A 26,989-nucleotide genomic window follows, 5' to 3' on the forward strand; every position below is an offset into this window, starting at 1 on the left:
CTTTTTTAATAGACAAAAAGCAGGCTTTCCTAAATTCAAATCTAAAAAGAATCGGTATAAATCGTACAAAACAAATATGACAAATAACAACATTGTATTTTTAGGAAATAAAATAAAACTACCTAAAATAGGCAAGATTAAAACAAGAGATAAATATCGCCAAATAGAAGGTAGGATTTTAAGTGCGACAGTATCACAGACTCCTAGTGGAAAATATTACGTTGCACTATGTTGTACAGACCTGCCTCAACCTGAACTCATCAAAACGAATAAATATGTTGGCTTAGATTTAGGGATAAAGGATTTTGTCATAACCTCAGATGCAGTAAAATATAGCAATCCTAAATACTTGCAAAAATCACTGACTAGATTAGCTAAACTCCAAAGAGAGCTTTCTCGAAAAACAAAAGGAAGCTCAAATTGGGAAAAGGCTAGAGTAAAAGTGGCTAAATTGCATGATAGAATTGCCAACCAAAGACATAATTTACTTCATCAAGTGACATGTCAACTTATCAGAAACTACGATGTAATCTGTCTTGAAGATTTGCAAGTTGAAAATATGATGAAAAATCATAAATTAGCAAGAAACATAGCTGATGTTAGCTGGTCAGAGTTTATGAGACAACTAACATATAAAGCCAAATGGTTTGGTAGGATTATTGTCAAAATAGATAAATTTTATCCTTCAAGCCAATTATGTCATATTTGTGGGTATAAAAATATTGAAGTAAAAAACTTAAATGTTAGAAAATGGAATTGTCCTAAATGTAAAACACATCACGATAGGGATGTAAATGCAGCTATAAATATTAGAAATGAAGGATTAAAAATATTAAACATAGCATAAATTTTAAATAATATATACAAGAACCGTAGGAACTATGGGGATAGCTCGGAGATACTGTATTCGTTAGAATACTTGACCGAGAACCCCGCGACTTTAGTCGTGGGAGGTTCAGAAGATGATGGCTGGTCAATGGTATAATGCAATGGATTATTCTATGTTGAAATTGCGTCAAGAAAATAATAAAAAGACAGAAGCATATAGCAGAATAACTATAAATACTTTATCTTATAAAGATAGAATGGCAAAGGCTATTGTTAAAGAATTTGGTGAAAATGCTAATATTATACCACCATTTACTTGTGATTATGGCTGTAATGTAAAAGTAGGAGATAATACTGTTATCAATCACAGTGGTGTATTTTTGGATACGAATGAAATCAATATTGGCAAACATGCTTTAATTGGGCCAAAATCTGGGCTTTATGGAGCTATACATCCTTTTGATGTAGAAGCTAGAAATGAAGGCATTGAAAAGGCAAAGACAATCAATATCGGCGATGGTGCTTGGCTTGGTGGTAAAGTAACAGTAGTGCCAGGTGTAAGCATTGGCAAACATTCAGTGATTGGTGCTGGTTCAGTGGTAACAAAAGATATACCAGATGATGTAGTAGCTGTAGGTAATCCTTGTCGAGTGATTAGAAAAATTACAGAAGATGACAAAATAAATCCAATCCGCAAAAAATAAATAGATAATGAAAAAGCCTTAAGAATTTTTTTCTTAAGGCTTTTAAAATGTTTCACGTGAAACATTTTAAATATGTTAAACTTATATTAGTAAAGAAATAAATTTTATTTAGAGGTTTATAAATTATGGATAAAAAAAGACAAAGTGAAAAAGCTAAAGCTTTTGCGGAATATTGGAAAGATAAAGGTTATGAAAAAGGAGAAAGCCAATCATTTTGGTTGTCTTTATTAAGAGATGTATTAGGTGTAGAAGAACCAGAAAAACTTATAAAATTTGAAGATAAAGTAATGTTAGATCATACAAGTTTTATAGATGGCATAATAGAATCAACACATGTTTTAATTGAACAAAAAGATAGTAGTAAAAATTTACGAAAAGCTATAAGACAATCTGATGGGTCATTATTATCTCCATTTCAACAAGCAAAACGTTATTCTGCCAATTTACCATATTCTAAACGACCTAGATATATCATTACATGTAATTTTTGGTCATTTTTAATTTATGATATGGAAAATCCACAAGGAGAACCAGAAGAATTATTATTAAAAAATTTATCAAAAGAATATTATCGTTTAAATTTTATAGTTAATGCTGAAGATAAACATATAAAAAGAGAAGAAGATATATCTATAAAAGCTGGTGAATTAGTAGGACGATTATATAATGCTTTATTAAATCAATATATAAAACCAGATAGTATAAACTCATTAAAAAGTTTAAATATGTTATGTGTGCGACTAGTATTTTGTTTATATGCAGAAGATGCAGGAATTTTTGGTAAACGTGATATGTTTCATGATTATTTACAAAGCATTCCTAAAAATAAAGTTCGTAAAGCAATTATAGATTTATTTAAAACTTTAGATACAAAAGAAGAAGATAGAGATCCATATCTTGAGGATGATTTAAAAATTTTCCCTTATGTTAATGGTGGTTTATTTGCTCAAGAAGATATAGAAATACCTCAATTTAATGATGAAATAATAGATTTATTAATAAAAGATTGCAGTGAACAATTTGATTGGAGTATGATTAGTCCTACAATTTTTGGAGCAGTATTTGAAAGTACTTTAAATCCACAAACTCGTCGTAATGGAGGTATGCACTATACATCAATAGAAAATATACATAAAGTAATTGATCCATTATTTTTAGATGAATTAAAAGAAGAATTTACACAAATAAAATCTATAAAAAAATCACGTAAATTGAAATTAGAAGAATTTCAAAATAAACTAGCTAGTTTAACCTTTTTAGACCCTGCTTGTGGTTCAGGAAATTTTCTTACTGAAACATATTTATCTTTGCGTAGATTAGAAAATGAAGTCTTAAAGGAACTTTTACAAACAGAAGGTAAAGGTTCTACACTTGCTGGTTTAATTACGGATATACATCAATATAATTTAATAAAAGTATCTATAAGTCAATTTTATGGTATAGAGATAAACGATTTTGCAGTAAATGTAGCAAAAACAGCTCTATGGATTGCTGAAAATCAGATGATGAAGGAAACAGAAAATATTATCCATATGGATTTAGATTTTTTACCATTAAAAACCAACGCTTATATTGTAGAAGGTAATGCTTTGCGTATGAATTGGCAAGATATTATTGCTAAAGAAAAATTAAATTATATTATGGGTAATCCTCCATTTATTGGTGCTAGATTAATGAATAAAGATCAAAAAGAAGATGTTAATAATATTTTTGATGGTTGGAAAAGTATAGGAAATTTAGATTATGTAAGTTGTTGGTATAAAAAATCTGCTGATTTTATGTATAATACATTTATAAAAACAGCATTAGTATCAACAAATTCTATTACTCAAGGTGAAGCTGTTCCTACATTATGGAAACCGTTATTTGATAGTGGTATACAATTTGATTTTGCATATCGTACTTTTATTTGGGATAGTGAAGCTAGTACAAAAGCTCATGTTCATTGTGTAATAATTGGTTTTAGTAGAGATAGATCTAAACATTTAAAAAAATTATATAGTAATGATAATCGAGTACAAATAGTAGATAATATTAATGCTTATTTATTAAATTTAGATAACATTTTTATTGAAAATAGAACTAAGCCTATTTGTAACGTTCCTACAATTGGAGTTGGAAATAAACCTATTGATGGTGGAAACTACTTATTTACAAAAAAAGAAATGGAGGAATTTATAAAAAAAGAACCTTTATCCAAAAAATATTTTAAAAAATGGATTGGTTCAAAAGAATTTATTAATGGTTTTTATAGATACTGTCTATGGTTAGGTGATAGTAATATATCAGATATTAGAAAAATGCCATATGTAATGGAACGGGTAAGATTAGTTAAAAATTTTAGATTAGCTAGTAAGAGTAAGCCTACACGAGATATAGCTAATATACCATTACATTTTCATATTGAAAATATGCCAAAATCGACATATATAATTATTCCTAGAGTATCCTCTGTAAATAGAAAATATATTCCAATTGGGTTTATACCATCAGAAATATTGTCTAGTGATTCAGTTCATATTATTAATAGTAATTCTTTATATAATTTTGGAATTTTAACTTCTAATGTTCATATGGCATGGGTACGAAGTGTTTGTGGAAGATTAAAAAGTGATTATCGTTACTCTAAAAATATTGTTTATAATAATTTTCCATGGTGCAATCCTACAATAGAACAAAAAAATAAAATAGAAAAAACTGCTCAAATGATTTTAGATGCTAGAAATCTTTATCCTAATGCTTCACTTGCTGATTTGTATGATGAACTTACTATGCCAAAAGAATTACGAAAAGCACATCAAGAAAATGATAAAGCTGTAATGGAAGTTTATGGCTTTGATTGGCGAAATATGAATGAAGCCCAATGTGTAGCTGAGTTGATGAAAATGTATCAGAAATTAATATTAAAAAAATAAATAGATAATAAAAAGCCTTAAGAATTTTTCTTAAGGCTTTTATTGTTTCACGTGAAACATTTTTATTAATCAATAACTGGTATCCAATTTTTATCTTTATAAGCAGCAAAACAAAGCTCAATTTGTTCTTTTGTATTTTTGCCTAGAGATAGATTAGGGAGATTATCTAGCGTGAAATAAGCACTAGCACTTGTTTCTATATTTTGATTAAATTTGCCGGAGATGACTTCACAGAGCATGAAGATTTTAGTTATTCCATAAGCGTATAATGGTACATTGTGGCGATTTCTATCATGTATTGCGATTAATCTAGTAGGAACGACATCAAGACCAGCTTCTTCTTTAGCTTCTTTGATGAGATTATCGCAGATGGATTGGTTGACATCTACCCAGCCACCAGGGAGAGACCAACGACCATCACGTTCTTTGACGAGCAGTATTTTATCATCTTTGAAGATAACAGAACGTGTATCTAATTTTGGTGTTTGATAGCCAGTCTCATTGCAAAATAGAGTTTTTACTTTTTCTACAGGTAAATCTACATATTCGCTCATTATTTCAGCAGCCATTTCGCTAAGTCTAGTGAAGCGTTCATAATCAAAATCATCTTTAGTATAGGCAAGACCAGCTTGAGCAATAAATTGCATTTCCATAGCAGTCGTAAGCCATTTATGATTGATATATGGTTTTTCAATCATAGTTAATGTATTTAAAATATCATAAGGTTGACGGAAATAATATTTTGCTTGAATATGTTTAAAATCATGGCAAGACCATGTAGCAAGGGCAAAATCTATATTTAATTCTTGGGCTAAATCGCTATCTTGGGCATTGATACCAATGAATAAAGCATTATCTTTATCTGTAAAATCTGTTTTAGTTTCTACAAATGATATAGAGATATTTTTTTGTTCTAAAAGGGAAATTATTTGCTTGAATTCATTGTTTTGTAAGGTTTTATTGATAAATAGTTTCTTATACATAAAATCACATCCGTAGTTTTATTTGTTCTTGGCTTATTAGCTTATTATATTTAAAGCGAGGAACTATTTATTTTTATTATATCTATTTTTATTTGAAAAAGTAGTTATTTTGATTAAATTTATTATTGAAAACTATTATCAATTATTATATAATAAATTTATGATAATGATTATCAATTTAAAGAGGTGAGAAAATGAGAGTATGTGATAATGTAGAAACTATGTTGGCTTTTCATGGCGCCCCAACATTAGAAGGTATAAAGCCAGGTAGTTTGATTTCATTCAATAAACAACGTATAAAAAATTGTCATTTGATATTAAAGCGATATAAGAAATGCATGGAATGTAAAGGCATAAGATTTTTTATAATATCAGAAACGGATAATTGGTTGTTACTCTTCATTTATCGCCAAAATGCTTTAAATCAGGTAATTCAAGAGGACAAAATTCAAGAGTTTTTAAGTTTTTATGGCTATGTGAATTTAAAAAATCTAAATCAATGCTTAAATTATTTAAAGACTCGCATGAGTTTGCAAAAAGGCTTTCCTCATGAGATTGGCATATTTTTAGGCTATCCGCTAGAAGATGTAAAAGGTTTTATTGAAAATAGCGGACGTCATTTCAAAATATGTGGTCAATGGAAAGTATATTCAGATACAAAACGAGCTGAAAAATTATTTGCAAAATACGCAGAATGCTCAGACCGTTTTTGTGCTTGTTTATCACAAGGGCAATCAATAGAAGATTTAGTGAAAGCTGTTTAAGTTGAACTTTAGGAGGTTTTTTGATGAATAAAATAGCGATTATTTATTGGAGTGGTTCTGGTAATACAGAAGCAATGGCAAATGCAATTAAAACAGGTGTAGATGGTGCAGGAGTATCTTGTGATTTATATTTTGTAAGTGATTTTGATGTAACTTCAATAAATGATTATGATGGGCTTATTTTTGGCTGTCCTGCTATGGGTGCAGAAGTTTTGGAAGAATGTGAATTTCAGCCAGTTTTTGATGAAATGATAAATTCTTTAAATGGTAAATCCGTAGCTTTATTTGGCTCTTATGGTTGGGGCAGTGGCGAATGGATGACGACTTGGGAAGAACAAGTTAAAGAAGCTGGTGCTGATTTATTTGAAAATGGCTTAATCATCAATGAAACACCAGATGAAGATGGTTTAAATACTTGTGAAGATTTTGGCAAACGTTTTGCTGTAAGTAAATAAATATGTTTTAATTAATCCTTAGCGAAAGCTAGGGATTTTTTATTGACTTGAAGTGTACTTTAAGTTGTAAAATGACTATGTATGTAGAAAACTATATTTATATTATGGTATTATATGGTATAAATAATATACATAGGAGAGGTAGTCATGGAAAAAGCTAAAGTTTATTTTACGGATATGCGTGCATATCCAGGTAAAGAAAATCTATTACAAAAACTTGAACGTTTAATGGTTAAAGCTGGTATTGATAAAATTGATTTTAAAAATAAATTTGTAGCCATTAAAATTCATTTTGGTGAACCAGGAAATCTAGCATATCTTCGTCCAAATTATGCTAAAGTTGTAGCTGATGTAGTAAAAGCTCGCGGTGGTAAACCATTTTTAACAGATTGTAATACTTTATATGTAGGTCGTAGAAAAAACGCTATAGAACATATGGACGCAGCTTATGAAAACGGATATAATCCATTCACTACAGGCTGTCAGGTAATTATTGCAGATGGTTTAAAAGGTACAGATGAAGCTTATGTTCCAGTGCCAAATGGTGAATATGTAAAAGAAGCTAAAGTTGGTCAAGCTTTAATGGATGCAGATATCATCATTGATTTATCTCATTTTAAAGGTCACGAAATGACTGGTTTTGGTGGAGCAATTAAAAATATTGGCATGGGCGGTGGCTCTCGTGCTGGTAAAATGGAAATGCATTGTGATGGAAAACCAAGCGTAGATACAGATAAATGTGTAGGCTGTGGAGCTTGTAGCAGAATTTGTGCTCATGGTGCGCCAATTATCACAGATAGAAAATGTTATATTGATCCAGATAAATGTTTGGGTTGTGGTCGTTGTATCGGTGCTTGTCATTTTGATGCTATTAAACCTACAAATTGGAATGCAGAAGATTTATTGAATAGACGTATGGCAGAATATGCTCATGCTATTTTACATGGAAGACCAAATTTCCATATCAATATTATCACTGATGTTTCTCCAAATTGTGATTGTCATGGTGAAAATGACATGGCAATTGTACCAAACCTTGGTATGTTAGCATCTTTCGATCCAGTTGCTATTGATCAGGCTAGTGCAGATCTTGTAAATGAAGCTCCTGTAATCGCTGGCTCTGAACTAGCTGATAATATCTTAAAAGATAGTATTGAAGCAGCAAAACATGACCATTTCCATAATACTCATCCAAATACAAATTGGCATGTATGTCTTGAACATGCTGAAAAAATTGGACTTGGTACTTGTGAATATGAATTAGTTAAAATTTAAGTTAGAAATAAGAAAACAGCACTAAATTTTAATAGTGCTGTTTTTTTATATTTTTTTATCTATCTTTAATTTAATAAGAAAATTATTATTAAATTTATATAATTAAATAATAATATAGTTAATAAATTTAAACTATAAATATATAGGTTTTAATTATTATAAACTATTGAAAAATTTTTTGTTTAGTTTTAAAATAATTAAATAGTTAAGTAACAATATAATACAAGAAAGGAAAATTTACATGATAAAAAGATATGGTATTTTTTTAATTGGACTTACATTTATGTCTTTAGGAATTGTTTTAATCATCAAATCAGCGTTAGGGACTTCTCCAATTTCTAGTGTACCATATGTATTAAGTTTGGCATTGCCATTTACAGTCGGTCAATTTAATTTTGCTGTTAGTTCATTGATGTTTATTTTATAACCTATTATTTTACGCAATAAATTTGAATGGGTACAGATTTTACAAGTGCCAATGACCTTTATTTTCTGTGCTTTTATTGATTTATTTATGTATATATTTAGTTGGCTCCATCCTCAAGCTTATTATCAACATATTTTAGTATTGTTAATCGGTTGTATCTGTATGGGAATAGGTGTTACATGTCAATTATTAGGGCGTGTGGTTATACTTCCTGGTGAAGGTTTAGTGAATGCGATTGCTACTCATTGTAAATTAGACTTTGGCAAGATAAAAGTTATTTTTGATTGGTCACTTGTTGCTATAGCTGGTGGATTATCATTATATTATTTTGGCACTATTGAAGGAATACGAGAAGGAACACTTGTTTCAGCTTTTGCTACAGGGTTATTAGTGAAATTCTTTATGAATATGCTTTTGAAATTTAGAGTGAAGAGATTTGGGCAATTAAGACAGCAATATAAAATGGAAAAGTTAAAATCAAAAGGAAATAAAGTATAATAATTTAGATAAACTTTTTTTATTTTTTTTTGAAAATAGTGGTAAACTAAAATTAAAATTCTTATTAATTTTATACATAATAAAGAGAAGGGCTGATTTTGATTATGGGTAAAATGTTGACAAGACAAGAAGCTTGGAATTTATTGACAAGATATACAAAAACTCCTAGCTTACAAAAGCACGCATTGGCAGTAGAAGCTGTAATGAAGTATTTTGCAAAACTAAATAATGAAGATGTAGAAAAATGGGGAGTAGTGGGTTTACTTCACGATTTAGATTATGAACAATTTCCTGAAGAACATTGTCATAAAGTTGTAGAAATCATGCAAGAAGAAGAAATTGATGATTTTTATATTCATGCAGTATGTAGTCATGGTTATGGCATATGTTCTGATGTGAAACCGGAACATATCATGGAGAAAGTCTTATTTACTACAGATGAATTGACTGGACTTATCAATGCACTTTGCTTGATGCGACCTTCAAAAGGTGTATTAGATTTAGAAGTAAAATCAGTTAAAAAGAAATTTAAAGATAAATCATTTGCCTCTGGTGTAAATCGTCAGATTGTAAAAGATGGTTGTGAAATGTTAGGTATGAGCTTAGATGAAGTCATCAAGGAAACTATTGAAGGCATGAAGACAGAAGCAGGAGCTATTGGCTTAAAAGGTAATTTGTAAAATGAAAGAGATTTTTTATAGTTGTTACTATAGAAAATCTCTTTTGTTATATAATAGTAAAATAGGTTTTACTTAAAAGATGTATATTTATTATATTAAGAAAGGAGCAATATTTATGTTCAGAAAAATATTTATAGGAAGTTATATTACAATATTTTTATTGTGTATATTGTCTAAATTTTTGTTAAATACAGATATATTTTTAATATATTTCATAGTAACCATTATAATGGTTAGTTTGTTGGTCAATATCTGTTTAATTTTAAAAATAAATTTTATATGTGTTTATATTGTAACTATATATAAGCGTTTAGGATATATTAATAATAATTTATCATATACAACAGAAAAATTTTTTCTTAAAACTTTACAATTTTTAGGGCTAAGAGACTTATCTTCAACAATAATATTAATAGATATTTTAATTATGCCAATACTAAAATATTATGACCTTGATTACGTATATACTACAAATGATATTCTTTTAAGTATACAATTTATAATTTTTGTAGTAATGATATGGATTGAAATATATAGTGCATCTAAAATAAAAAATAAAATTTAGATTAAGTATATACTATTGTATTAAATTCTGCATTAATAGCAAATCAATTAAAATTTATGGGAGAAAACAATTATACAGTTTTTGTAACTACTTCAACTAAGGAAATATCACTCAAATACAACTTCCTGAAGGAACAACAATTAATAATATATTTCGTGAAAAACATACTAAACGAGTTCAATTAGTTATGCAACCAAGAATTTAATCAAATGAAGAGACACTGCCAACAAAACAATATCAGTGTTAACGATTTTATCAATACTCTAATAAATAATTACTTTAATAAAAAAGAACAATGAAATAAAGGGATATATCGGAAGATATATCCCTTTATTTCATTCCCAAAATTGATAATCAACAAGAGGTTCAACTAAATTGATAATATACCAAACATTATTTTTTATCAGAACTGTAAATTGTTGATAACCTTGACCACCAGAAATATGATTATTATGCTTATCTTCTAAAGATTTAATATAACGTATATCTACATAAATAATTCTGGAGTCGTTTTCATCTTGTTTTTGATGTAATTCCGTCAATTCAATTGTGCTGAAATGGTCTAATTCCGGATATTGTGTTTTTTGATTAAGTTTTTTAAAAATTTCTTCTGACATGTATGGAGATATTTTTTCATCATATCCATCTTTAGTGATAATAGCATATTTTATTATTGGAATAATATTAATATAAGATATATAAGATTGATTAGCTTCTCTAAATTGAGTAATAAAAATAGTTGAAGGAATTATCAAGTTAAATATAGACATACCAATAAAAAAGATACATAGGATGAGCCTGAAAAAATATTTTAAGTAAATATTTTTGTTTATTTTAATAGGAAAATATAAATATAAAATACTTGTAGTTATACATACAATACAAAGAATACCCCAAAAATTATTAATAGGAATATTAAAATAAATAAATAGATAAATAATACTTGCTAGTATTTGGAACAGATTATTTTTTTTGAGGACAACTTACCATTTAAAGGAAAAAAATATATATTAAAGGAAGTATTAAAAATATTAAATGATAGATACTTTCTTTACGTGGAAGAATAGAAAATGAATAAAGTATAGGAAAACAAAATGCGAGAATATTACAACTTAAGAAATGGATTACTAATAAGATTTTTAATAGCTTCAAAATAACATCTCCTAAATTAAAATAATTATGTTCCATAATTGAATTAATATTTAAAGATAAGGTAGAAATACTATATATAGCATTTCTACCTTATTTTGTTAATTAAATATATTAGTTTTTAATTCAATAGCAGTTGTGTCATTAATATCAATGATAATAGAAGGTAAATATTGTAATTTTTCAACCTTATTTGGATAATATTTTTCAGGAATGTCAATATTAGGATTTAGATTAAAAGCAATTTGATAATAAATTTTAGCTAATTGAGTATTACCTAAAATATCATAGGCTTTAGCATAGGTTAAATAAATTGGAGTATCAAGTGGATTGATGTTTTCTATATTAGGTAATTCTTTTTGTGAGATAATCATGTTATAAGCAATAGCATATGCCTTAGTAATATCACCTAAATTTTTGTAGATTTGAGCTAATTCCATTGATAATATAAAATAGTCTAGATTTTCTTTAGGCATTAAATTTAAAGCTTTTTGATAATTATCAATAGCATTGCTAGTATCATCATAAATTTTCCAATAGATATTACCTAAAATACAATAAACTTGCGGATTTTTAGGAGATAGATTTAAAGCTAAATTTTTATATTGAACAAATAAATCATCTTTATAAATACCTGCACAAGCAAATGCTTCCCACATATATACTTCTGCTAACTTATCATTATTTAAGTTATTTGAGTTTGTAGAAAGAAAATGTTTTCCTATATAAAAAGCACTTTCAAAATGACCAGATAATATAGCACTTTTCATCATATTAATAATATAATTATAGTTAATATTAACTTGCTTTGGCAGATAATTTAATCTATTAACTATTTCAAAATACTTATCTGCTAAAAAATAATTCCCTATATAACTATAAAACAAAGCTTTTTCTAAAGCCGATGAATAAACTATAGTAGTTCGTTGTTGTTCTAGTTCATTATAATTAAAATTTTTATATTGAGGATTTATAGCTATAGCTTTAGCTAACATTTCATCTGCTCCATAGTGCGAAAATTTCAAGGCATAACTATATTCTGCCCAAAAATTAGCAATATTATTATTTAAATCAGTAGCTTGTTTAAAATCATTGATAGCAGTAGGGTAAAAATCTTTTAAATAGTTATATGTTAGACCACGTTTGTAGTATATCTCTGCATTATTAGGTTGTTGTTCAATAGCTGTAGTATAATCTTGGAGTGCTTCAATATAATCCTTATTAGTAAAATAAGCATCACCACGAACAATATAAGCAGGCGTAAAATCAGGATTAATATAATTTACAATATATGTGGTAATAGCTATCTGTTCTCTTATTGTTAAATTATCAATATTTTTCCATACATCATACCAAACTTTTTCAAAAGGAAGAATTTCTTTATTATTTATTAGTTTATAAGACTGATAAGGTATTGCTTCATATAATATATTTGGAAATAGAATAATTTCAGCAAATAAGAAACTAATAACAGTAAGAATAAAACTATTAATAGTGATGTATTTTTTCACGAATAACACCTCCCATTTTGCTATAATATAAGTATAAACAATATCTTTTGTATATATTAATAATATCATAGAGGTTATAATTGGTGTTAATAAAATTATTTTATAGGAAGTGATTCTATAATTAGATTAATAATAAATATAATGATTATATCCAGTTCTTCTATTATGTTTATAATAGGCTTATATATGATTTTTTCTAAATACAATGATAGAAGCAAAAAAATATTAAATCTATATAGTTTATTCCATAAATTAGAGGTCTTTTCTGATGAAGATTTTAAGAAAAATTTTCAAGAAATATCAAGAATTTTAGGGTTAAGTATTATAATTGAAGCTATTTTTTTATTAAGTATGTATAGTAGTATTCATTTTATAGGATATTCTTTAGAATATTTAGGTATATTAGTCATTTTTATATATATTGGCATAAGAATGTATTTATCATCAAAAATTAGCCAAATAAAAAAAGATAGGTTTAATTTTTATGTAAAAAATCTTTATAAATAAAAAAATCCCAGAGAATTTATATCTCTGGGATTTTTTATTTATAAATTAATTAAAATACATCATGAAGAATGATTGTCTGGTCACGGTTTGGACCTACGGAAACAAATCCAAGACCAATACCTGTAACCTGAGCCATTCTTTCTAAATATTTACGTGCATTTTCTGGTAAATCTTCATATTTTCTGATGCCGGAAATGTCTGTTTTCCAACCAGCGAATGTTTCATAAACTGGTTCTACATTTGCAAGAACTTTTAAGCTTGCAGGCATTTCATCTAAGATTTCACCATTGTATTTATAAGCTACACACATTTTGATTTCATCGAAAGTATCGAGGATATCAAGGCGAGTAACTGCCATATAATCAATACCACTGAGGTAACCTGCATAGCGAACTACGCAAGCATCAAGCCAGCCAGTACGACGAGGACGACCTGTAACTGTACCATATTCATGACCGCAATCACGGATTTTATCGCCGATTTCGTTGAGCTGTTCAGTTGGGAAAGGACCTTCACCAACGCGAGTACAATATGCTTTTACGATACCTACTACTTTATCGATTTTGTTAGGACCTACACCAGCACCGGAGCTTACGCCACCAGCTGTTGGATGAGAAGCAGTAACATATGGATAAGTACCATGGTCGATATCAAGCATAGTAGCTTGAGCACCTTCAAACATTACTTTTTTACCAGCATTGATTTCTCTATTTAAGAATGCGGAAGTATCAATTACATGTTTTCTGAGTTTTTCAGCGTAACCGAGATATTCAGTGCGAATATCTTCATAGTTTAATGGTTCTTTACCATAGAGTTTTACAAGCTCACGATTTTTAGTTTCAAGAGCTGTTTTTAATTTTTCGCTGAATGTTTCTTCATCAATTAAATCACAAACGCGGATACCAATACGGTTATCGCGGTCCATATAGCATGGGCCAATACCACGTTTAGTAGTACCAATTTTTAATTCGCCTTTGTTTTCTTCTTCAAGACCGTCCATAAGACGATGGTAAGGCATTACAACGTGAGCACGATTAGAGATACGTAATCCGTCAACAGAGTAACCATCTTTTTTTAGAGCTTCCATTTCTTGAAGGATTACTTCAGGGTCAAAAGCTACACCATTTGCAATCACACAAATTTTACTATCATAGAGCATACCAGATGGCATGAGTCTTTGTTTAAATTCTTTGCCGTCTACTGTAACAGTATGACCTGCATTACTACCACCTTGATAACGTACAACTATATCAGCTTTTTCTGCTAAATAGTCTACGATTTTACCTTTACCTTCATCACCCCATTGGGTACCAGTTACAACAACTGTTGACATAAGAAAACTTCCTCTCTATTACTCAAGTTTAATATTAACTGCTTATTCAATACCGAAACGAGCCATAATCATGTCTACATTGCGTAAGAACCATTGATAGTCGAAGCAGTTGTCGATTTCTTCTTTAGTGAGATATTTTGTGATATCTGGGTCTTTTTCTACATTTGTGCGGAAATCTTCGCCTTTGAGCCATCTAGCCATAGCATTTCTTTGAACCCATTTGTAAGCATCTTCACGAAGTACGCCTTTGCTTACAACAGCGAGCATGATGCGTTGGCTGAAGATAAGACCGCCAGTTTTGTTAAGATTTTCCATCATAGCTTCTGGATAAACGAGAAGTTTATCTAAAAGATTTGTTAATTTACGGCAACAGTAATCAACGTTGATAGTGCTGTCTGGTAAAATTACGCGTTCAACGGAAGAATGGGAAATATCGCGTTCATGCCAAAGAGTGATATCTTCCATAGCTGCAATAGCGTTACCACGAACAAGGCGAGCCATACCGGAGATACGTTCACCAGTGATTGGATTACGTTTATGAGGCATAGCAGAAGAACCTTTTTGACCTGGTTGGAAATATTCTTCAACTTCACGGATATCTGTACGTTGAAGGTTACGTAATTCTGTAGCGATTTTTTCAAATGTGCTAGCAACAATAGCAAGAGTAGTCATATATTCTGCATGGCGATCACGCTGAATAACTTGTGTTGCAAGTTTTACAGGTTCAATGCCAAGTTTTTTGCAAGTGATTTCTTCAATACGAGGGTCGATATTGGAATAAGTGCCTACAGCACCAGAAAGTTTACCAACAGCAACGATTTTTTTAGCGTGTTCAACACGTTCGATGTCACGGCAAACTTCATCATACCATAAAGCAAATTTTAAACCGAGAGTCATTGGTTCTGCATGGATACCATGAGTACGACCAATGCAAACAGTGTGTTTATATTTTTTAGCTTGACGTTTTAAAACATCACGTAAATTTTTGAGGTCTTCTAAAATAAGCTCAGCGGATTTTTTCATCATAATGCCGAGTGCTGTATCTTTTACGTCGCTGGAAGTTAATCCTTTATGGATATATTTAGAATCTTCACCAACGTATTCAGCAACGTTCGTTAAAAATGCGATAATATCATGATTAGTAACTTTTTCAATTTCTTTAACGCGTTCTAAGTTAAACTGTGCTTTTTCACGAATATTTTTAGCAGCTTCTACAGGAATTTGACCAAGTTCTGCCATAGCTTCACAAGCTGTAATTTCAACTTCAAGCATTACTTCAAATTCGTGTTGGAGAGTCCAAATTCTTCCCATTTCAGGATTGGTATAGCGTTCAATCATTTAAAAATTTCCTCCTCATATTTAAAACCAGCATAAATTTTCTACTGATAACAGCAAAAAGAACTCAAATAGACACTATGTCAAGGATTTGAGTTTTGTTTGTAAAATCTATATGTAGCTTTTACCTTCATATAATAGCATTTTATGTACTTTAGTGTCAATGAAAATGGGGATTATAAGTTTACGATACAGATGTGCATAATAAAAAGCTATATTAATTTTACGATTAATATAGCTTTTTTTGTTAAATATTATCTTGAGTACGAAGTAAATCTGCGAATTTTGTAAATTCCTTATGGAAGAATAATTGAACAGTATCAACAGGACCATTACGATGTTTTGCGACAATGACATCAGTTATATTTTTATTTTCTGTTTCAGCATTGTAATAATCTTCACGATATAAAAACATAACGATATCGGCATCTTGTTCTAGTGAACCAGATTCACGAAGGTCACTGAGCATAGGTTTTTTTATCTGTCTTGACTCTACGCTACGAGAAAGCTGAGAAAGTGCAATTACAGGAACATTGAGTTCACGAGCTAGAGATTTTAAAGAACGAGATATCTCAGAGATTTCTTGTTGTCGATTATCGCCATTTTTATTTGCTCTACCTTGCATTAATTGCAAATAGTCGATTAATACTAAGCTTAAACCTTTTTCTTGTTGAAGTCGGCGAGCTTTGGAGCGAAGTTCCATGATGCTGATACCAGGAGTATCATCAATATAAAGTGGCGCTTTAGAAAATTTATCAGCAGCGGCAATTAATTTTTGCCAATCTTGTTCATCTAAATCACCGACGCGTAATCGTTGAGACTCGACAAGCCCTTCTGCACAGAGCATACGTTGCATTAATTGTTCTTTGGACATTTCAAGAGAGAAAAAGGCTACAGGTTTATTTTCTTTTAAAGCAACATGAGAAGCTATATTTAAAGTAAAGGCTGTTTTCCCCATACTAGGTCTGGCAGCGACTAAGATTAAATCAGAAGGTTGAAGCCCTGCGGTGAGTTTATCTAAGTCTTTAAAGCCAGTGGATAAACCTGTTAGACCACCTTTTGATTCATATAGATTTTCAATTTTGCTAAAAGTATCAATGACAATTTGATTAATAGGTGTGAAATCGCCAGTTTTGCGATTGGAAGCGATTTCTAAAATCATTTTTTCGGCTTTATCCATGATGCTATCAGCATCATCAGCACCTTCATAACCCATAGCAGCAATGGCTGTAGCTGTATTGATGAGATGACGCATGAGAGCCTTTTCTTTGACTATCTTAGCATAAAAAACTACATTTGCAGCTGTAGGTACAGTATTGGCAAGTGCAGTAACAAAGGCAATACCGCCAACTTTTTCTAATTGATTTGTTTTATTTAATTGTTCAATGACAGTTAAATTATCGACTGCCTGATTGCGATTGGATAAATCAAGCATAGCTTCAAAAACAATGCGATGAGCTTCGCGATAAAAATCCTGTGGATTTAAAATTTGAGCAGATTCAGCAATAGCTTCTTTAGAGATGAGCATAGCACCTAAAACAGCTTGCTCAGCTTCTATATTTTGGGGAGGTACTCTATCTATCAAAAATAATCACCTCTTAAATTTTATCAAAAGCGAATGCTAAAGCTTCTTGTGCTGTTTTAACAGGATGTACTTTTAAGCCATGTAAATCAGGCGGGATATCTTTAGCATTTTCTTCAGGAATAATCAAGGTTTTGATACCAGCTTGGCTAGCACCATAAGCTTTTTCAAAGACACCGCCTACAGGACGAACTAATCCTTGAATAGAGATTTCACCAGTAATGGCGATATCCTGACGAATTGGTTTTTGGGTAATAGCAGAAATCAAAGCTATTAAAATGGCTGTTCCAGCAGATGGCCCATCAATATTACCGCCACCAATTATATTGATGTGAATATCATAATCGTGAATATCTTCATTTGTGAGTTTGCGCACAACAGCAGCAGCATTGAAGACAGAGTCTTGAGCCATAGAGCCAGCTGTTTGATTAAAACGCAAGATACCTTTACCTTTTTCATGAGCTTTAAAAGTGATAGCTTCAATTTCGATAACAGAACCAATGAAACCAGCAACGCCTAAGCCAAAAATTTTACCAATCTCGCTAGTGTCAGAAGCTTTTTTAGTGATAAATGGTGTTAAGCGACTTACTTGAGCTACAGTATAAATATCTTCTTTAGTGATTAATATATTATCCATATCATTTTCTTGGCGAACGAGAGCATTGCTGTAAGCGTCAGCTAAGATATTGATAGCTTTACGTCCTTCAATTGTATATTCACTGATAATCTGGGCTACTTCATCATCTAATTTAGCATTTAGTTTATGAGCAGCATTTAAAACTATAGTCTCAATATGTTTTGGAGTCAGTGGTTCAAAATAGATTTCAGCACAACGAGAACGAAGAGCTGGATTTAAATAATAGCTATCGCGAGTTGTAGCTCCAATTAAAACGAAATCAGCAGGCGCACCTTCAGTGAATAATTTTTTGATATATTCTGGTACATTAGGGTCGTTTGGCTCAAAATAAGCAGAGTCAAAATAAGCGCGCTTATCTTCAAGGACTTTTAATAATTCATTTTGTAAAGTATCATCAAGTTCACCAATTTCATCAATGAATAAAATACCACCGTGAGCGCCTGTAACAAGCCCTGGTTTTGGTTCAGGAATACCGCTGTCAGCTAAATCTCTACGAGCTCCTTGATAAATAGGATCGTGAACAGAACCAAGTAGAGGATTTGTTATACCTCTAGGATCATAGCGAAGTGTAGTGCCGTCTGTTTCTACAAAAGGTGCATCAGCATTAAATGGTGTATGTGGCTGAGTACATGCTTCTTGAAGTACGAGCCTTGCAGCAGTTGTTTTTCCTACGCCAGGAGGGCCATAAAGTATTAGATGTTGAGGATAAGGTGAGCTTAATTTTGCTTTTAAAGCTTTAATAGCTCTTTCTTGTCCTATGATTTCAGATAAATTTTCTGGTCGTAACAATTCCATGATGGATTTTGTTAGATGAATTTTATTTTTATCTTCTAGCTGTTTTAGTTTTGCTAATGATTGAGAAGACTCTTTAAGAGAACTTTCTTCTTTAAGGATTTGTTTTTTTATATCGAAAATATAATCTTGATGATTTTCTTCCATCTTCGCAGATATGCGTTTTTCTAATTCATCTTCAAAAGAACGACGTGCCATAATATTGGCTAAATAATCCATCATTTCTTTTAAAAGTATAGGAATTTCATCATCTTTAGGTAATTTATCTAAAGTAGGATTTTCATAAACTATTTTTTGCAGACCTAAGATACGTTGATTGCGGTTATTTGAGCGAATTAGTGTTAAAGCTTCTAATTTACTCGCTTTTAATACAAGACGGTCAGCACCTTCGATATCAACTAAGATATCATAAAGAGCATCAATATCATGGTCTATAGGTTCAACTACGATTTCTTCAGGAGAATTTTCAACTTTTGTAGCAGAAATATTAGGCTGCTGTAATTTTACAGCAGCCTTAGTTGTTCGAGATTTTTTTTTAGATTTGAAAAAACGAGAAAATATACTCATAATTGCCTCTTATTTTTCTACAACGTGTACAGTGATTGTACTTGTTATTTCAGGGTGAACTTTGATTGTTGCAGTGTAATCACCGAGACAAGTTATATTTTTTATATCGATTTTGCGTTTATCAATATCAATATTGTGTTTTTCTTTAAGTGTTAAAGCAACATCTTTACTTGTAACAGAGCCGAATAAACGACTGCCTTCGCCAACGCGAACAGGAATAGTGATTTCTACTTGGGATAATTGGGAAGCCATTAAACGAGCTTCATCACTAGCTTGTTGTTTTTTGCGTTCAGCAGATTTTTTCTGAGCTTGAGCTACATTTATATTTTGTTTAGTTGCTTCTACTGCATATTTTTTAGCGATGAGGAAATTTCTACCATATCCTTCAGCAACATCTACGATATCACCTTTTTTACCAACTTTTTTAAGATCTTGCAACATTATTACTTTCATTCTTATCAGCCTCTTTCATATATGACAATGTAGTATTTACTACATCTTGTTTTAATTCTTTTAAAGGTCTATTTTTTACTTGGGAGCCAGCCACATTTTGATGACCGCCACCACCAAATTGTTCCATGATGACTTGGACATTGATTTCACCAGTGGAACGAGCGCTTACACCAATGACATTATCTTTTAAGCGGAAAAATACAATACTTACGCGTACATTTTCAATTCCCAATAAATCATCAGCGATTTTTCCTGATATAGCTTGAATACTATTGGCATTATCAGGGCAAACTGCTACAACTAAGCCTTCTGGATAGAAAACAGAATTAGCAATAGCAGTACATTCAGCAAGATTAGTTTCATAATCTGTGCGGAATAAATAATGAACTACTTCAGGGTCAGCACCACAACGACGTAAATGCGATACAGCATCAAATGTACGAACACCAGTATTGACACGGAAGTTTTTCGTATCGACAACTATACCAGAATAAAGAGCAGTAGCTTCTAAACGTGATAACTTGATATTTTCATTGAAATACATTAATAATTCAGTTACCAATTCGCTTGTAGAAGAAGAATATGGCTCAATATAGATTAATAATGCATTTTTGATTACATTTTCAGAACGACGATGATGGTCGATTACAATGACATTATTTATTGATTGCAATAAATCAGGACTAGCCACAAGATGAGGTATATGTGTATCGACTACGAATAATACAGGATTTAAAGCAGTCATTGCTAGCGCTTCTTTTTGCGTGATAAAGAGATTTTCAAAGTCTTTATCAGTTTTGCAAAGACTAATTAATTTATCTACGCCTTCATTCATATCACTTAAAATGATATAAACAGGTTTTCCCATTTGACGAGCCATACGCGATACACCTATGGCAGAGCCTAAACTATCAAAATCTTCATTGTGATGTCCCATGACAAACACAACATCAGCAGCTTCCATGCGTTCAAAAACAGCATGAGCGACAACGCGAGCTTTTACACGAGTATGTTTTTCTACAGCTTTGGATTTTCCACCAAAGAATTGAACTTTACCATCTAAGTCAACAGCTACCTGGTCTCCACCTCTACCCAATACTAAGTCAAGGTGAGATTGAGCAAGAGCACCTAATTCTTCCATAGAAGTTTTTGGTCTGCTTTGAATTAAACCGATACTCAAAGTAACAGGGAATTTGTTATCGCCGTGAAGATTGCGAACCTTGTCTAAGATATCGAATTTTTCACTGACAGCTAAATCAAGAGCATGGCGTTCTAAGATGATTACATACATATCATCAGAGATGCGACGAAGTAATCCACCTAGAGAATGAGACCATTTATCTAAAAGACTATTGACTTCAAATAAGATAGATGTACGTTGAGCTTCACTTAACCCTTGCATAACGTCATCATAATTATCTATTTGGATATAGCCAAATACCATAGTACGCATAGCTGTATCTAATTTGAAACGTTCATATTCTGAAATATCATAGATATATAAAGTCATTAAATGGCTATCGTCATCAGTATTTACTGGTCGATAGATTACCATGTAGAATTTATTATCTTGAGAAAAGATATATTGACCATTGCGGTTCCAAATATTATCGATAGGAATGTTTGGCCAAATATCAGTGATAAAAGAACCTATTTCAGGTGGTTGCTTGAGCCAGCGTTCTAATTCATGATTATACCATTCTAAACGTAAATCTTTATTGATAACCATGATTACTTGAGGTAATTGTTCCAAAGCATAATTAGATAATTCATTTACATTTTTAATGACATTTTCATAGTAAGCTTTTAGATTTTTGCGTCGTTCAATACTGCGTTCTTTTAGATAAAAGAATAAACATATCCATAAAACAATACCGCCACTAAATATATACCAATTGTATTGAAATAATATGACTAATAATATCAAAGAAACTATTAAAGTAACACATATATCAATCCAAGTGGATAATTTATTAGGCATAAAATTACCTCCTAAACATCATTGCTATTTTTGAATTTCTTTCGATAATCGAAAATCATATCAAAGAAGCCAGCAAGAGCAATGATTTGAGCAATTATCATGTTTAGACATAACATAATGATAATGAAAATCCAAACAGCAGTTGGCCAATTTTTTAATTTATAAAAAAATCTTATGACAGATAAACCTTGTACTAAACCTAAGACATTAGCACATAAATAAGTGTTTAGGGCAATTTGATAAAGTAGCGTAATACTGCGAGTATCGCCCCAATACATGCCTATTAAAGAAAAGGCATATATATATATGAAAACTTTAGGGAAGCGCCATAATCTAAATGGTGGCAAAGAATTAATATTTGTAGTTCCTAAGCGTTTTAATAAAAAAGAACTAGCAATATAATTAATCACTAATTTTATTATAGCATTTAAAATAAAAATCATAGGTAAGACAAGCGCAAGAGTTTCTATTAAATGCTGAGTTTGTCTTTGTGCATCAATCATAGCTTCTGAAGTTATGCCCATAGAATTAAACATTTCATTTGTATCAAGCATAGCTGTTTTAAAAGCATCTAATTGGTCTACAAATAAATTTATACCTGTCAGATAGAAGGTACATATTAAAAATAGACATACACCAATGATTGAAGCTACAAAAGATGTAGCAAAAATCTTTACAGCAGACCAACAATGATTATAGCCAAAACCTAAAGTTAAAGCTAGAGGCACTGAACCTAGAACAAGTGGTATGGCAGTAACAGGTGTTAAAAATACACATAATAAAATACTAGCAATTAAAGCACTAAATATACCATATTTAAGATTATGTTTGGCTGTAATAATTGTAATAGGTAAAGTCCAAAATAAAATAATAAAAGGTATATAAATTCCTGCCATAGCAATGATTACTGTTATAGCAGTCAATAGGCTACTTTCAGTTAAGGGTCGTAGCTTAGTATTTTTCATAAAAAAATCCTTTCATTAAGAGATAGTTTAATAATTGATAAACCTTAATTCTTAATTATAATATAAAAACTATATTACTGCAAAAACTAAAAACACTTTCTAAATAAAAATTAGAAAGTGTTTTTTATTAATTATTAAGCTTTAAATACACATTTTCCATCGAGCCAAGTTTCTTTGAGTTCATAATCAGGAGTTATGATAAGGAAGTCAGCTTTTTTACCAATGGCAATGCTACCAAGTTCATCATCAACACCGAAGCGTTTTGCTGGATTTAATGATGCCATATTAACAGCATGAATAGGATTTTCATGTAATTCTAAAACGAGGCGACGAACTTCTTTTAAAAGAGTTGTTGTACTGCCAGCGAGATTACCACTATCAATGCGAGCAATTCCATCTTTTACATTAAATGGTAAAGTGCCAAGCATATAGCGACCATCTTTTAAGCCAGTGCCTTGAATTGCATCACTTACGAGTAAAGCTTTATCTTTTGGTTTATTCTGTAAGAGAATTTTCATAGCTGGTAAAGAAACATGAATACCATCAGCAATGAGTTCGGCATATACATCATTGCGAGTCATGATAGCACCTAATAAATTAGGATTGCGATGATGGAGTTGTTCCATAGCACAGTAAGTATGAACACCAGCATCAGCACCCATATCAAAACAAGCACAAGCTTCTTCGTAATTTGCACTGCTATGACCTAAGGAAACTTTGATTTTTAAATCTTGTGTTATCCATTTAGTGAATTTTGGTGCATCTTCTTTTTCAGGTGCAATGATAATGGATTTTACAGTATTATATTCAGACATTTTTTCGATTTCTTCTTTATTTAATGGGCGAATATGTTCTTCAGGGTGAGCTCCTTTGTGTTTGCTTGTGATATAAGGTCCTTCAATGAACATACCAAGAATACGAGCACTATTTAATGTATCTTTACATTCAGCTACATTGGCAATAGCTTTATAGATATCTTCAAGTGGAGCTGTTACTGTAGTTGGCATCCATGTAGTAGTACCTTGAGTTAAAAGATAATCCCCAATACTTTTTAAAGCCTCTGGAGTGGAGTCCATAGTGTCATGACCTACAGCACCATGGATATGAGTATCAATAAGACCTGGAATAATGAATGCATCATTATATTCTTTTACAGGAATATTTTCTTTTTTGACGTCTTCTTTAGAAAGAAAACCAGAAAATTTATTATCTTCAACAATTAGATAATTATTGCTTTCAATAAAATCTGCAGTAAAAATTTTTTGAGCCTTAATAGCAATTTTAGTCATTAAGAACACTTCCTCGATTTTTTTTATTTTGAGAACGAGATTGGAATACTTGAATTCTGGACTGATGACTATCAACTAAAATTTCAGATAAACTTAAAGCTGTTTGATTAGCTCTGCTAAAGAGTGCTTCTAATAAAACAGGAACATTAGTTCCACTAATAACCTTACTATTTGGTAAATGTGTGGATAAAATAACGCTTTGATTAAAAGGTGTACCACCTGCTATATCTGTGCAGAAAATAATATCAGAACAATTTAAGCGGTCAACAGCTTCTTGTAATTGTTTAGCTAATTCTGTATTTGTAGAACCGATAGGAAAATCAATCGCTTCAAATTTATCTTGTTTGCCAGCAATAACTTCAATAGATGAAGCAAGGCCAGATGCAAAGTTACCATGTCCTGTAACTATAATACCTATCAACAAAAAAACCTCCCTGGAGTGAATATCCTCATATTTTAAATTCTTTGTATATTAATTGTATCATAAAATAAGTATATCTACAGTTTATTTAATGTATTTTTTTAAGTATATAAATAAATGATAATAATTATTAAAAAGTAAAAAAAAGCTATAAAAAATTAATTTTATTTAGTAAAACATAGAATAATGAAGAATATAAAAGAAAATAGGAGAAAAAAGGAGATAATATGGAATTTTTGCCGTTTGATTTATTGCTAGTATAATCATATAATATACACATAAGGAACAAACAATATTGATAAGGAATTAGAGATTATCAATTTATTTAATGTGTATATATCTAAGTATTGGAGGAATTTATAATGAAAAAATGGGTTTGCAGTATTTGTGGTTATGTATATGAAGGTGAAAGCGCACCAGAACAGTGCCCAATTTGTAAAGCACCAGCAGATAAATTTGTAGAACAATCTGGTGAATTAGTATTCGCTGATGAACATCGTGTAGGCGTAGCAAAAGGTGCTGACCCTCGCATTATCGAAGGTTTACAGCAGAACTTCACTGGCGAATGCACAGAAGTTGGTATGTACCTCGCTATGAGCCGTGTTGCTGAACGTGAAGGTTATCCTGAAATCGCTGATGCTTACAAACGTTATGCTTTTGAAGAAGCAGAACATGCTGCAAAATTTGCTGAACTTCTCGGTGAAGTTGTAACTGACAGCACTAAGAAAAATCTTGAACTCCGTGTTGCTGCTGAACATGGTGCATGCGCTGGTAAAAAAGAACTTGCTACTTTAGCTAAAGAACTTGGCTTAGATGCAGTTCATGATACAGTTCATGAAATGGCTAAAGACGAAGCTCGTCATGGTTGTGGCTTCAATGGCCTCTTAAAACGTTACTTCGGTAAATAATTTGATATAGATAGGATTATTAAAAGAGTATGGTGTAAGCCATACTCTTTTTTATTTTTATAAATAGTTATTGAATGTTATAAATTTATATTAGTATAATAAATTTGATAGAATTTTTATTAAATTTTTTGAGGATTGATTTTATGAGTTACACAGGTTCATTATTTAATTTTATTAACAATTCAACATCATCATTTCATACAGTTTTAAATGCACAATCATATTTAACAAAAAATGGCTTTGAAGAGGTCGATTTTAGTGAAGATTGGCAGTTAAAAGCAGATAAAAAATATTTTACGAAGATATATGATTCAACATTGATTGCATTTATTCCACATCAAAATTTGCGTGAAGGCATGAAAATTGCTGTCAGCCATACAGATTTTCCTTGTTTAAAGATAAAACCTAGTGCTGATATTATGCAAAATGATTATGGCAAATTAAATGTAGAAATTTATGGTGGTATGATTTTAAATACATGGTTTGATAGACCATTATCCATAGCGGGAAAAGTCGTTTTGAAAGGTCAAGATTGTTATCAGCCAGATGTAAAATTTGTAGATTTTAAACGACCATTGATGATTATTCCAAATCTTGCTATTCACATGGATAGAAGTATTAATTCAGGTAAAAGTATAAGTAAACAAAAGGAAATGTTGCCTTTAGCTTTTATGCAAACTGAAAATAATAGTGAAGATAAATTAGCAAATGATAATAGTAAATTAATTAAATTGTTAGCGGAAGAATTATCTTGTGCTCAAGAGGATATTTTAAGCTATGATTTAACTGTATATCAAGTAGAAACTCCATATTATTTAGGTTTTGCAGGTGAATTAGTAACAGCACCTAGACTAGATAATATAACTTCTGTTAAAGCTTGTATCGAAGGAATTATCGCTGATAAGCGTAAGGCGGGTTTAGATATAGCCGTTTTATTTGATAATGAAGAAGTGGGCAGTAGAACAAAACAAGGCGGAGCTTCTAATGTTTTGGCAAATGTAATTGAACGCATTTATATGGCATTTGGTTATACTAGACAGGCAGTTTTGGCAGATTTAGCAAAGAGCTTTATGTTATCTATAGATGTAGCTCATGCTATGCACCCTAATTATGTAGAAAAAAATGATTTGACTAATAAACCAATATTAAATAAAGGTTTGGCTATAAAAATGGCAGCTAGTCAATCGTACGCAGGAGATGCTGAAGCTATTGCTATCGTAAGAGCTTTATGTGAAAAATATAAAATAAATTATCAGATGTATGTAAATAATTCAGATATTCCAGGTGGGTCGACTATAGGCTCGATGGCTTCCGCTTTATTGACTATGAGAACATTAGATGTGGGTATTCCTATTTTAGCTATGCATTCAGCACGAGAAACTATGGGAAAAGATGACCAAAAATCTTTAGAAAAATTAGTTAGAGTATTTTTTGAAGGTTTTTATTAAAATATAGAGGTGATATA

At 30.8% G+C, this 26,989-nt stretch carries 24 protein-coding genes; 12 read left to right on the plus strand and 12 right to left on the minus strand.

Going from position 1 to position 26,989, the window contains the following annotated elements; translation table 11 throughout:
* The 3 genes from BMX03_RS07135 to BMX03_RS07145 form a co-directional block, all read left to right on the plus strand.
* Positions 1–847: RNA-guided endonuclease TnpB family protein (locus BMX03_RS07135; RefSeq protein WP_091694608.1), on the plus strand; the 847-nt coding region annotated here is incomplete at its 5' end.
* 115 nt (positions 848–962) lie between these two features.
* Positions 963–1,532: a sugar O-acetyltransferase gene (locus BMX03_RS07140; protein ID WP_091694611.1), complete on the plus strand. Its 570-nt coding sequence runs from the start codon at positions 963–965 to the stop codon at positions 1,530–1,532.
* A 125-nt stretch (positions 1,533–1,657) separates the two neighbouring features.
* On the plus strand, positions 1,658–4,447 hold the full coding sequence (locus BMX03_RS07145; RefSeq protein ID WP_022228485.1) for a DNA methyltransferase: 2,790 nt from the start codon (positions 1,658–1,660) through the stop codon (positions 4,445–4,447).
* A 65-nt stretch (positions 4,448–4,512) separates the two neighbouring features.
* Here BMX03_RS07145 and BMX03_RS07150 read toward each other — a convergent pair whose 3' ends face one another.
* Positions 4,513–5,430, minus strand: coding sequence for an NUDIX hydrolase N-terminal domain-containing protein (locus BMX03_RS07150; RefSeq protein ID WP_091694613.1), 918 nt, complete (start codon positions 5,428–5,430; stop codon positions 4,513–4,515).
* 194 nt (positions 5,431–5,624) lie between these two features.
* Here BMX03_RS07150 and BMX03_RS07155 point away from each other — a divergent pair, with 194 nt between their 5' ends.
* The 6 genes from BMX03_RS07155 (at position 5,625) to BMX03_RS07175 (ending at position 9,529) form a co-directional block, all read left to right on the plus strand.
* Positions 5,625–6,194 carry a DUF3793 family protein gene (locus BMX03_RS07155; protein WP_015562016.1) on the plus strand — a complete coding sequence of 190 codons (570 nt, stop codon included), beginning with the start codon at positions 5,625–5,627 and terminating at the stop codon, positions 6,192–6,194.
* Positions 6,195–6,217: 23 nt separating this feature from the next.
* The gene (locus BMX03_RS07160; protein WP_022228483.1) at positions 6,218–6,649 is read left to right on the plus strand and encodes a flavodoxin; all 432 of its coding nucleotides are present in this window, start codon (positions 6,218–6,220) and stop codon (positions 6,647–6,649) included.
* A gap of 147 nt (positions 6,650–6,796) precedes the next feature.
* On the plus strand, positions 6,797–7,924 hold the full coding sequence (locus BMX03_RS07165) for a DUF362 domain-containing protein (RefSeq protein ID WP_091694616.1): 1,128 nt from the start codon (positions 6,797–6,799) through the stop codon (positions 7,922–7,924).
* Between the two features lie 241 nt (positions 7,925–8,165).
* Positions 8,166–8,351, plus strand: coding sequence for a DUF6198 family protein (locus BMX03_RS11415; protein ID WP_255361444.1), 186 nt, complete (start codon positions 8,166–8,168; stop codon positions 8,349–8,351).
* Positions 8,352–8,357: 6 nt separating this feature from the next.
* The gene (locus tag BMX03_RS07170) at positions 8,358–8,849 is read left to right on the plus strand and encodes a YczE/YyaS/YitT family protein (protein WP_255361446.1); all 492 of its coding nucleotides are present in this window, start codon (positions 8,358–8,360) and stop codon (positions 8,847–8,849) included.
* Positions 8,850–8,953: 104 nt separating this feature from the next.
* Positions 8,954–9,529, plus strand: coding sequence for an HD domain-containing protein (locus BMX03_RS07175; RefSeq protein ID WP_091694645.1), 576 nt, complete (start codon positions 8,954–8,956; stop codon positions 9,527–9,529).
* Positions 9,530–10,429: 900 nt separating this feature from the next.
* Here the strand turns inward: BMX03_RS07175 and BMX03_RS07185 are convergent.
* Together BMX03_RS07185 and BMX03_RS07190 are read right to left on the minus strand one after the other, a co-directional pair.
* Positions 10,430–10,864: a hypothetical protein gene (locus BMX03_RS07185; protein ID WP_143052077.1), complete on the minus strand. Its 435-nt coding sequence runs from the start codon at positions 10,862–10,864 to the stop codon at positions 10,430–10,432.
* Positions 10,865–11,344: 480 nt separating this feature from the next.
* Positions 11,345–12,754, minus strand: coding sequence for a tetratricopeptide repeat protein (locus tag BMX03_RS07190; protein ID WP_167625299.1), 1,410 nt, complete (start codon positions 12,752–12,754; stop codon positions 11,345–11,347).
* Positions 12,755–12,940: 186 nt separating this feature from the next.
* On the opposite strand from BMX03_RS07190, the gene BMX03_RS07195 reads away from it, so the two are divergent.
* Positions 12,941–13,261, plus strand: coding sequence for a hypothetical protein (locus BMX03_RS07195; RefSeq protein WP_091694624.1), 321 nt, complete (start codon positions 12,941–12,943; stop codon positions 13,259–13,261).
* A gap of 49 nt (positions 13,262–13,310) precedes the next feature.
* Here BMX03_RS07195 and BMX03_RS07200 read toward each other — a convergent pair whose 3' ends face one another.
* The 9 genes from BMX03_RS07200 to agaF all read right to left on the minus strand — a co-directional run bounded on the left by BMX03_RS07200 (position 13,311) and on the right by agaF (position 24,616).
* The gene (locus tag BMX03_RS07200) at positions 13,311–14,594 is read right to left on the minus strand and encodes an adenylosuccinate synthase (RefSeq protein WP_015562020.1); all 1,284 of its coding nucleotides are present in this window, start codon (positions 14,592–14,594) and stop codon (positions 13,311–13,313) included.
* A gap of 42 nt (positions 14,595–14,636) precedes the next feature.
* Complete coding sequence (purB, locus tag BMX03_RS07205; RefSeq protein ID WP_015562021.1) at positions 14,637–15,932, minus strand: adenylosuccinate lyase; 1,296 nt, start codon at positions 15,930–15,932, stop codon at positions 14,637–14,639.
* A gap of 244 nt (positions 15,933–16,176) precedes the next feature.
* Positions 16,177–17,514 carry a replicative DNA helicase gene (dnaB, locus tag BMX03_RS07210; RefSeq protein ID WP_008539154.1) on the minus strand — a complete coding sequence of 446 codons (1,338 nt, stop codon included), beginning with the start codon at positions 17,512–17,514 and terminating at the stop codon, positions 16,177–16,179.
* Positions 17,515–17,527: 13 nt separating this feature from the next.
* The gene (gene lonC / locus BMX03_RS07215) at positions 17,528–19,507 is read right to left on the minus strand and encodes a Lon family ATP-dependent protease (RefSeq protein ID WP_075555021.1); all 1,980 of its coding nucleotides are present in this window, start codon (positions 19,505–19,507) and stop codon (positions 17,528–17,530) included.
* Between the two features lie 9 nt (positions 19,508–19,516).
* Positions 19,517–19,960 carry a 50S ribosomal protein L9 gene (rplI, locus tag BMX03_RS07220; RefSeq protein ID WP_075555022.1) on the minus strand — a complete coding sequence of 148 codons (444 nt, stop codon included), beginning with the start codon at positions 19,958–19,960 and terminating at the stop codon, positions 19,517–19,519.
* Positions 19,932–21,941, minus strand: coding sequence for a DHH family phosphoesterase (locus tag BMX03_RS07225; RefSeq protein WP_015562025.1), 2,010 nt, complete (start codon positions 21,939–21,941; stop codon positions 19,932–19,934). The genes rplI and BMX03_RS07225 overlap by 29 nt, the downstream gene beginning before the upstream one ends.
* Before the next feature lie 11 nt (positions 21,942–21,952).
* Positions 21,953–22,906, minus strand: coding sequence for a YybS family protein (locus BMX03_RS07230; protein ID WP_022227823.1), 954 nt, complete (start codon positions 22,904–22,906; stop codon positions 21,953–21,955).
* A 134-nt stretch (positions 22,907–23,040) separates the two neighbouring features.
* On the minus strand, positions 23,041–24,195 hold the full coding sequence (gene nagA, locus BMX03_RS07235; RefSeq protein ID WP_091694626.1) for an N-acetylglucosamine-6-phosphate deacetylase: 1,155 nt from the start codon (positions 24,193–24,195) through the stop codon (positions 23,041–23,043).
* Positions 24,188–24,616: a PTS galactosamine/N-acetylgalactosamine transporter subunit IIA gene (gene agaF / locus BMX03_RS07240; protein WP_039881461.1), complete on the minus strand. Its 429-nt coding sequence runs from the start codon at positions 24,614–24,616 to the stop codon at positions 24,188–24,190. The genes nagA and agaF overlap by 8 nt, the downstream gene beginning before the upstream one ends.
* A 362-nt stretch (positions 24,617–24,978) precedes the next feature.
* On the opposite strand from agaF, the gene BMX03_RS07245 reads away from it, so the two are divergent.
* Positions 24,979–25,524 (plus strand): NADH peroxidase, encoded by a 546-nt coding sequence (locus BMX03_RS07245; protein ID WP_008539147.1) that lies wholly within the window; start codon positions 24,979–24,981, stop codon positions 25,522–25,524.
* Positions 25,525–25,667: 143 nt separating this feature from the next.
* A complete protein-coding gene (locus BMX03_RS07250; protein ID WP_091694629.1) occupies positions 25,668–26,972 on the plus strand; it encodes a M18 family aminopeptidase in 1,305 nt (434 codons plus the stop codon).
* Positions 26,973–26,989: the final 17 nt, after the last annotated feature.

The organism is Megamonas sp. Calf98-2 (assembly GCF_900110235.1).
GTDB lineage: Bacteria > Bacillota > Negativicutes > Selenomonadales > Selenomonadaceae > Megamonas > Megamonas funiformis.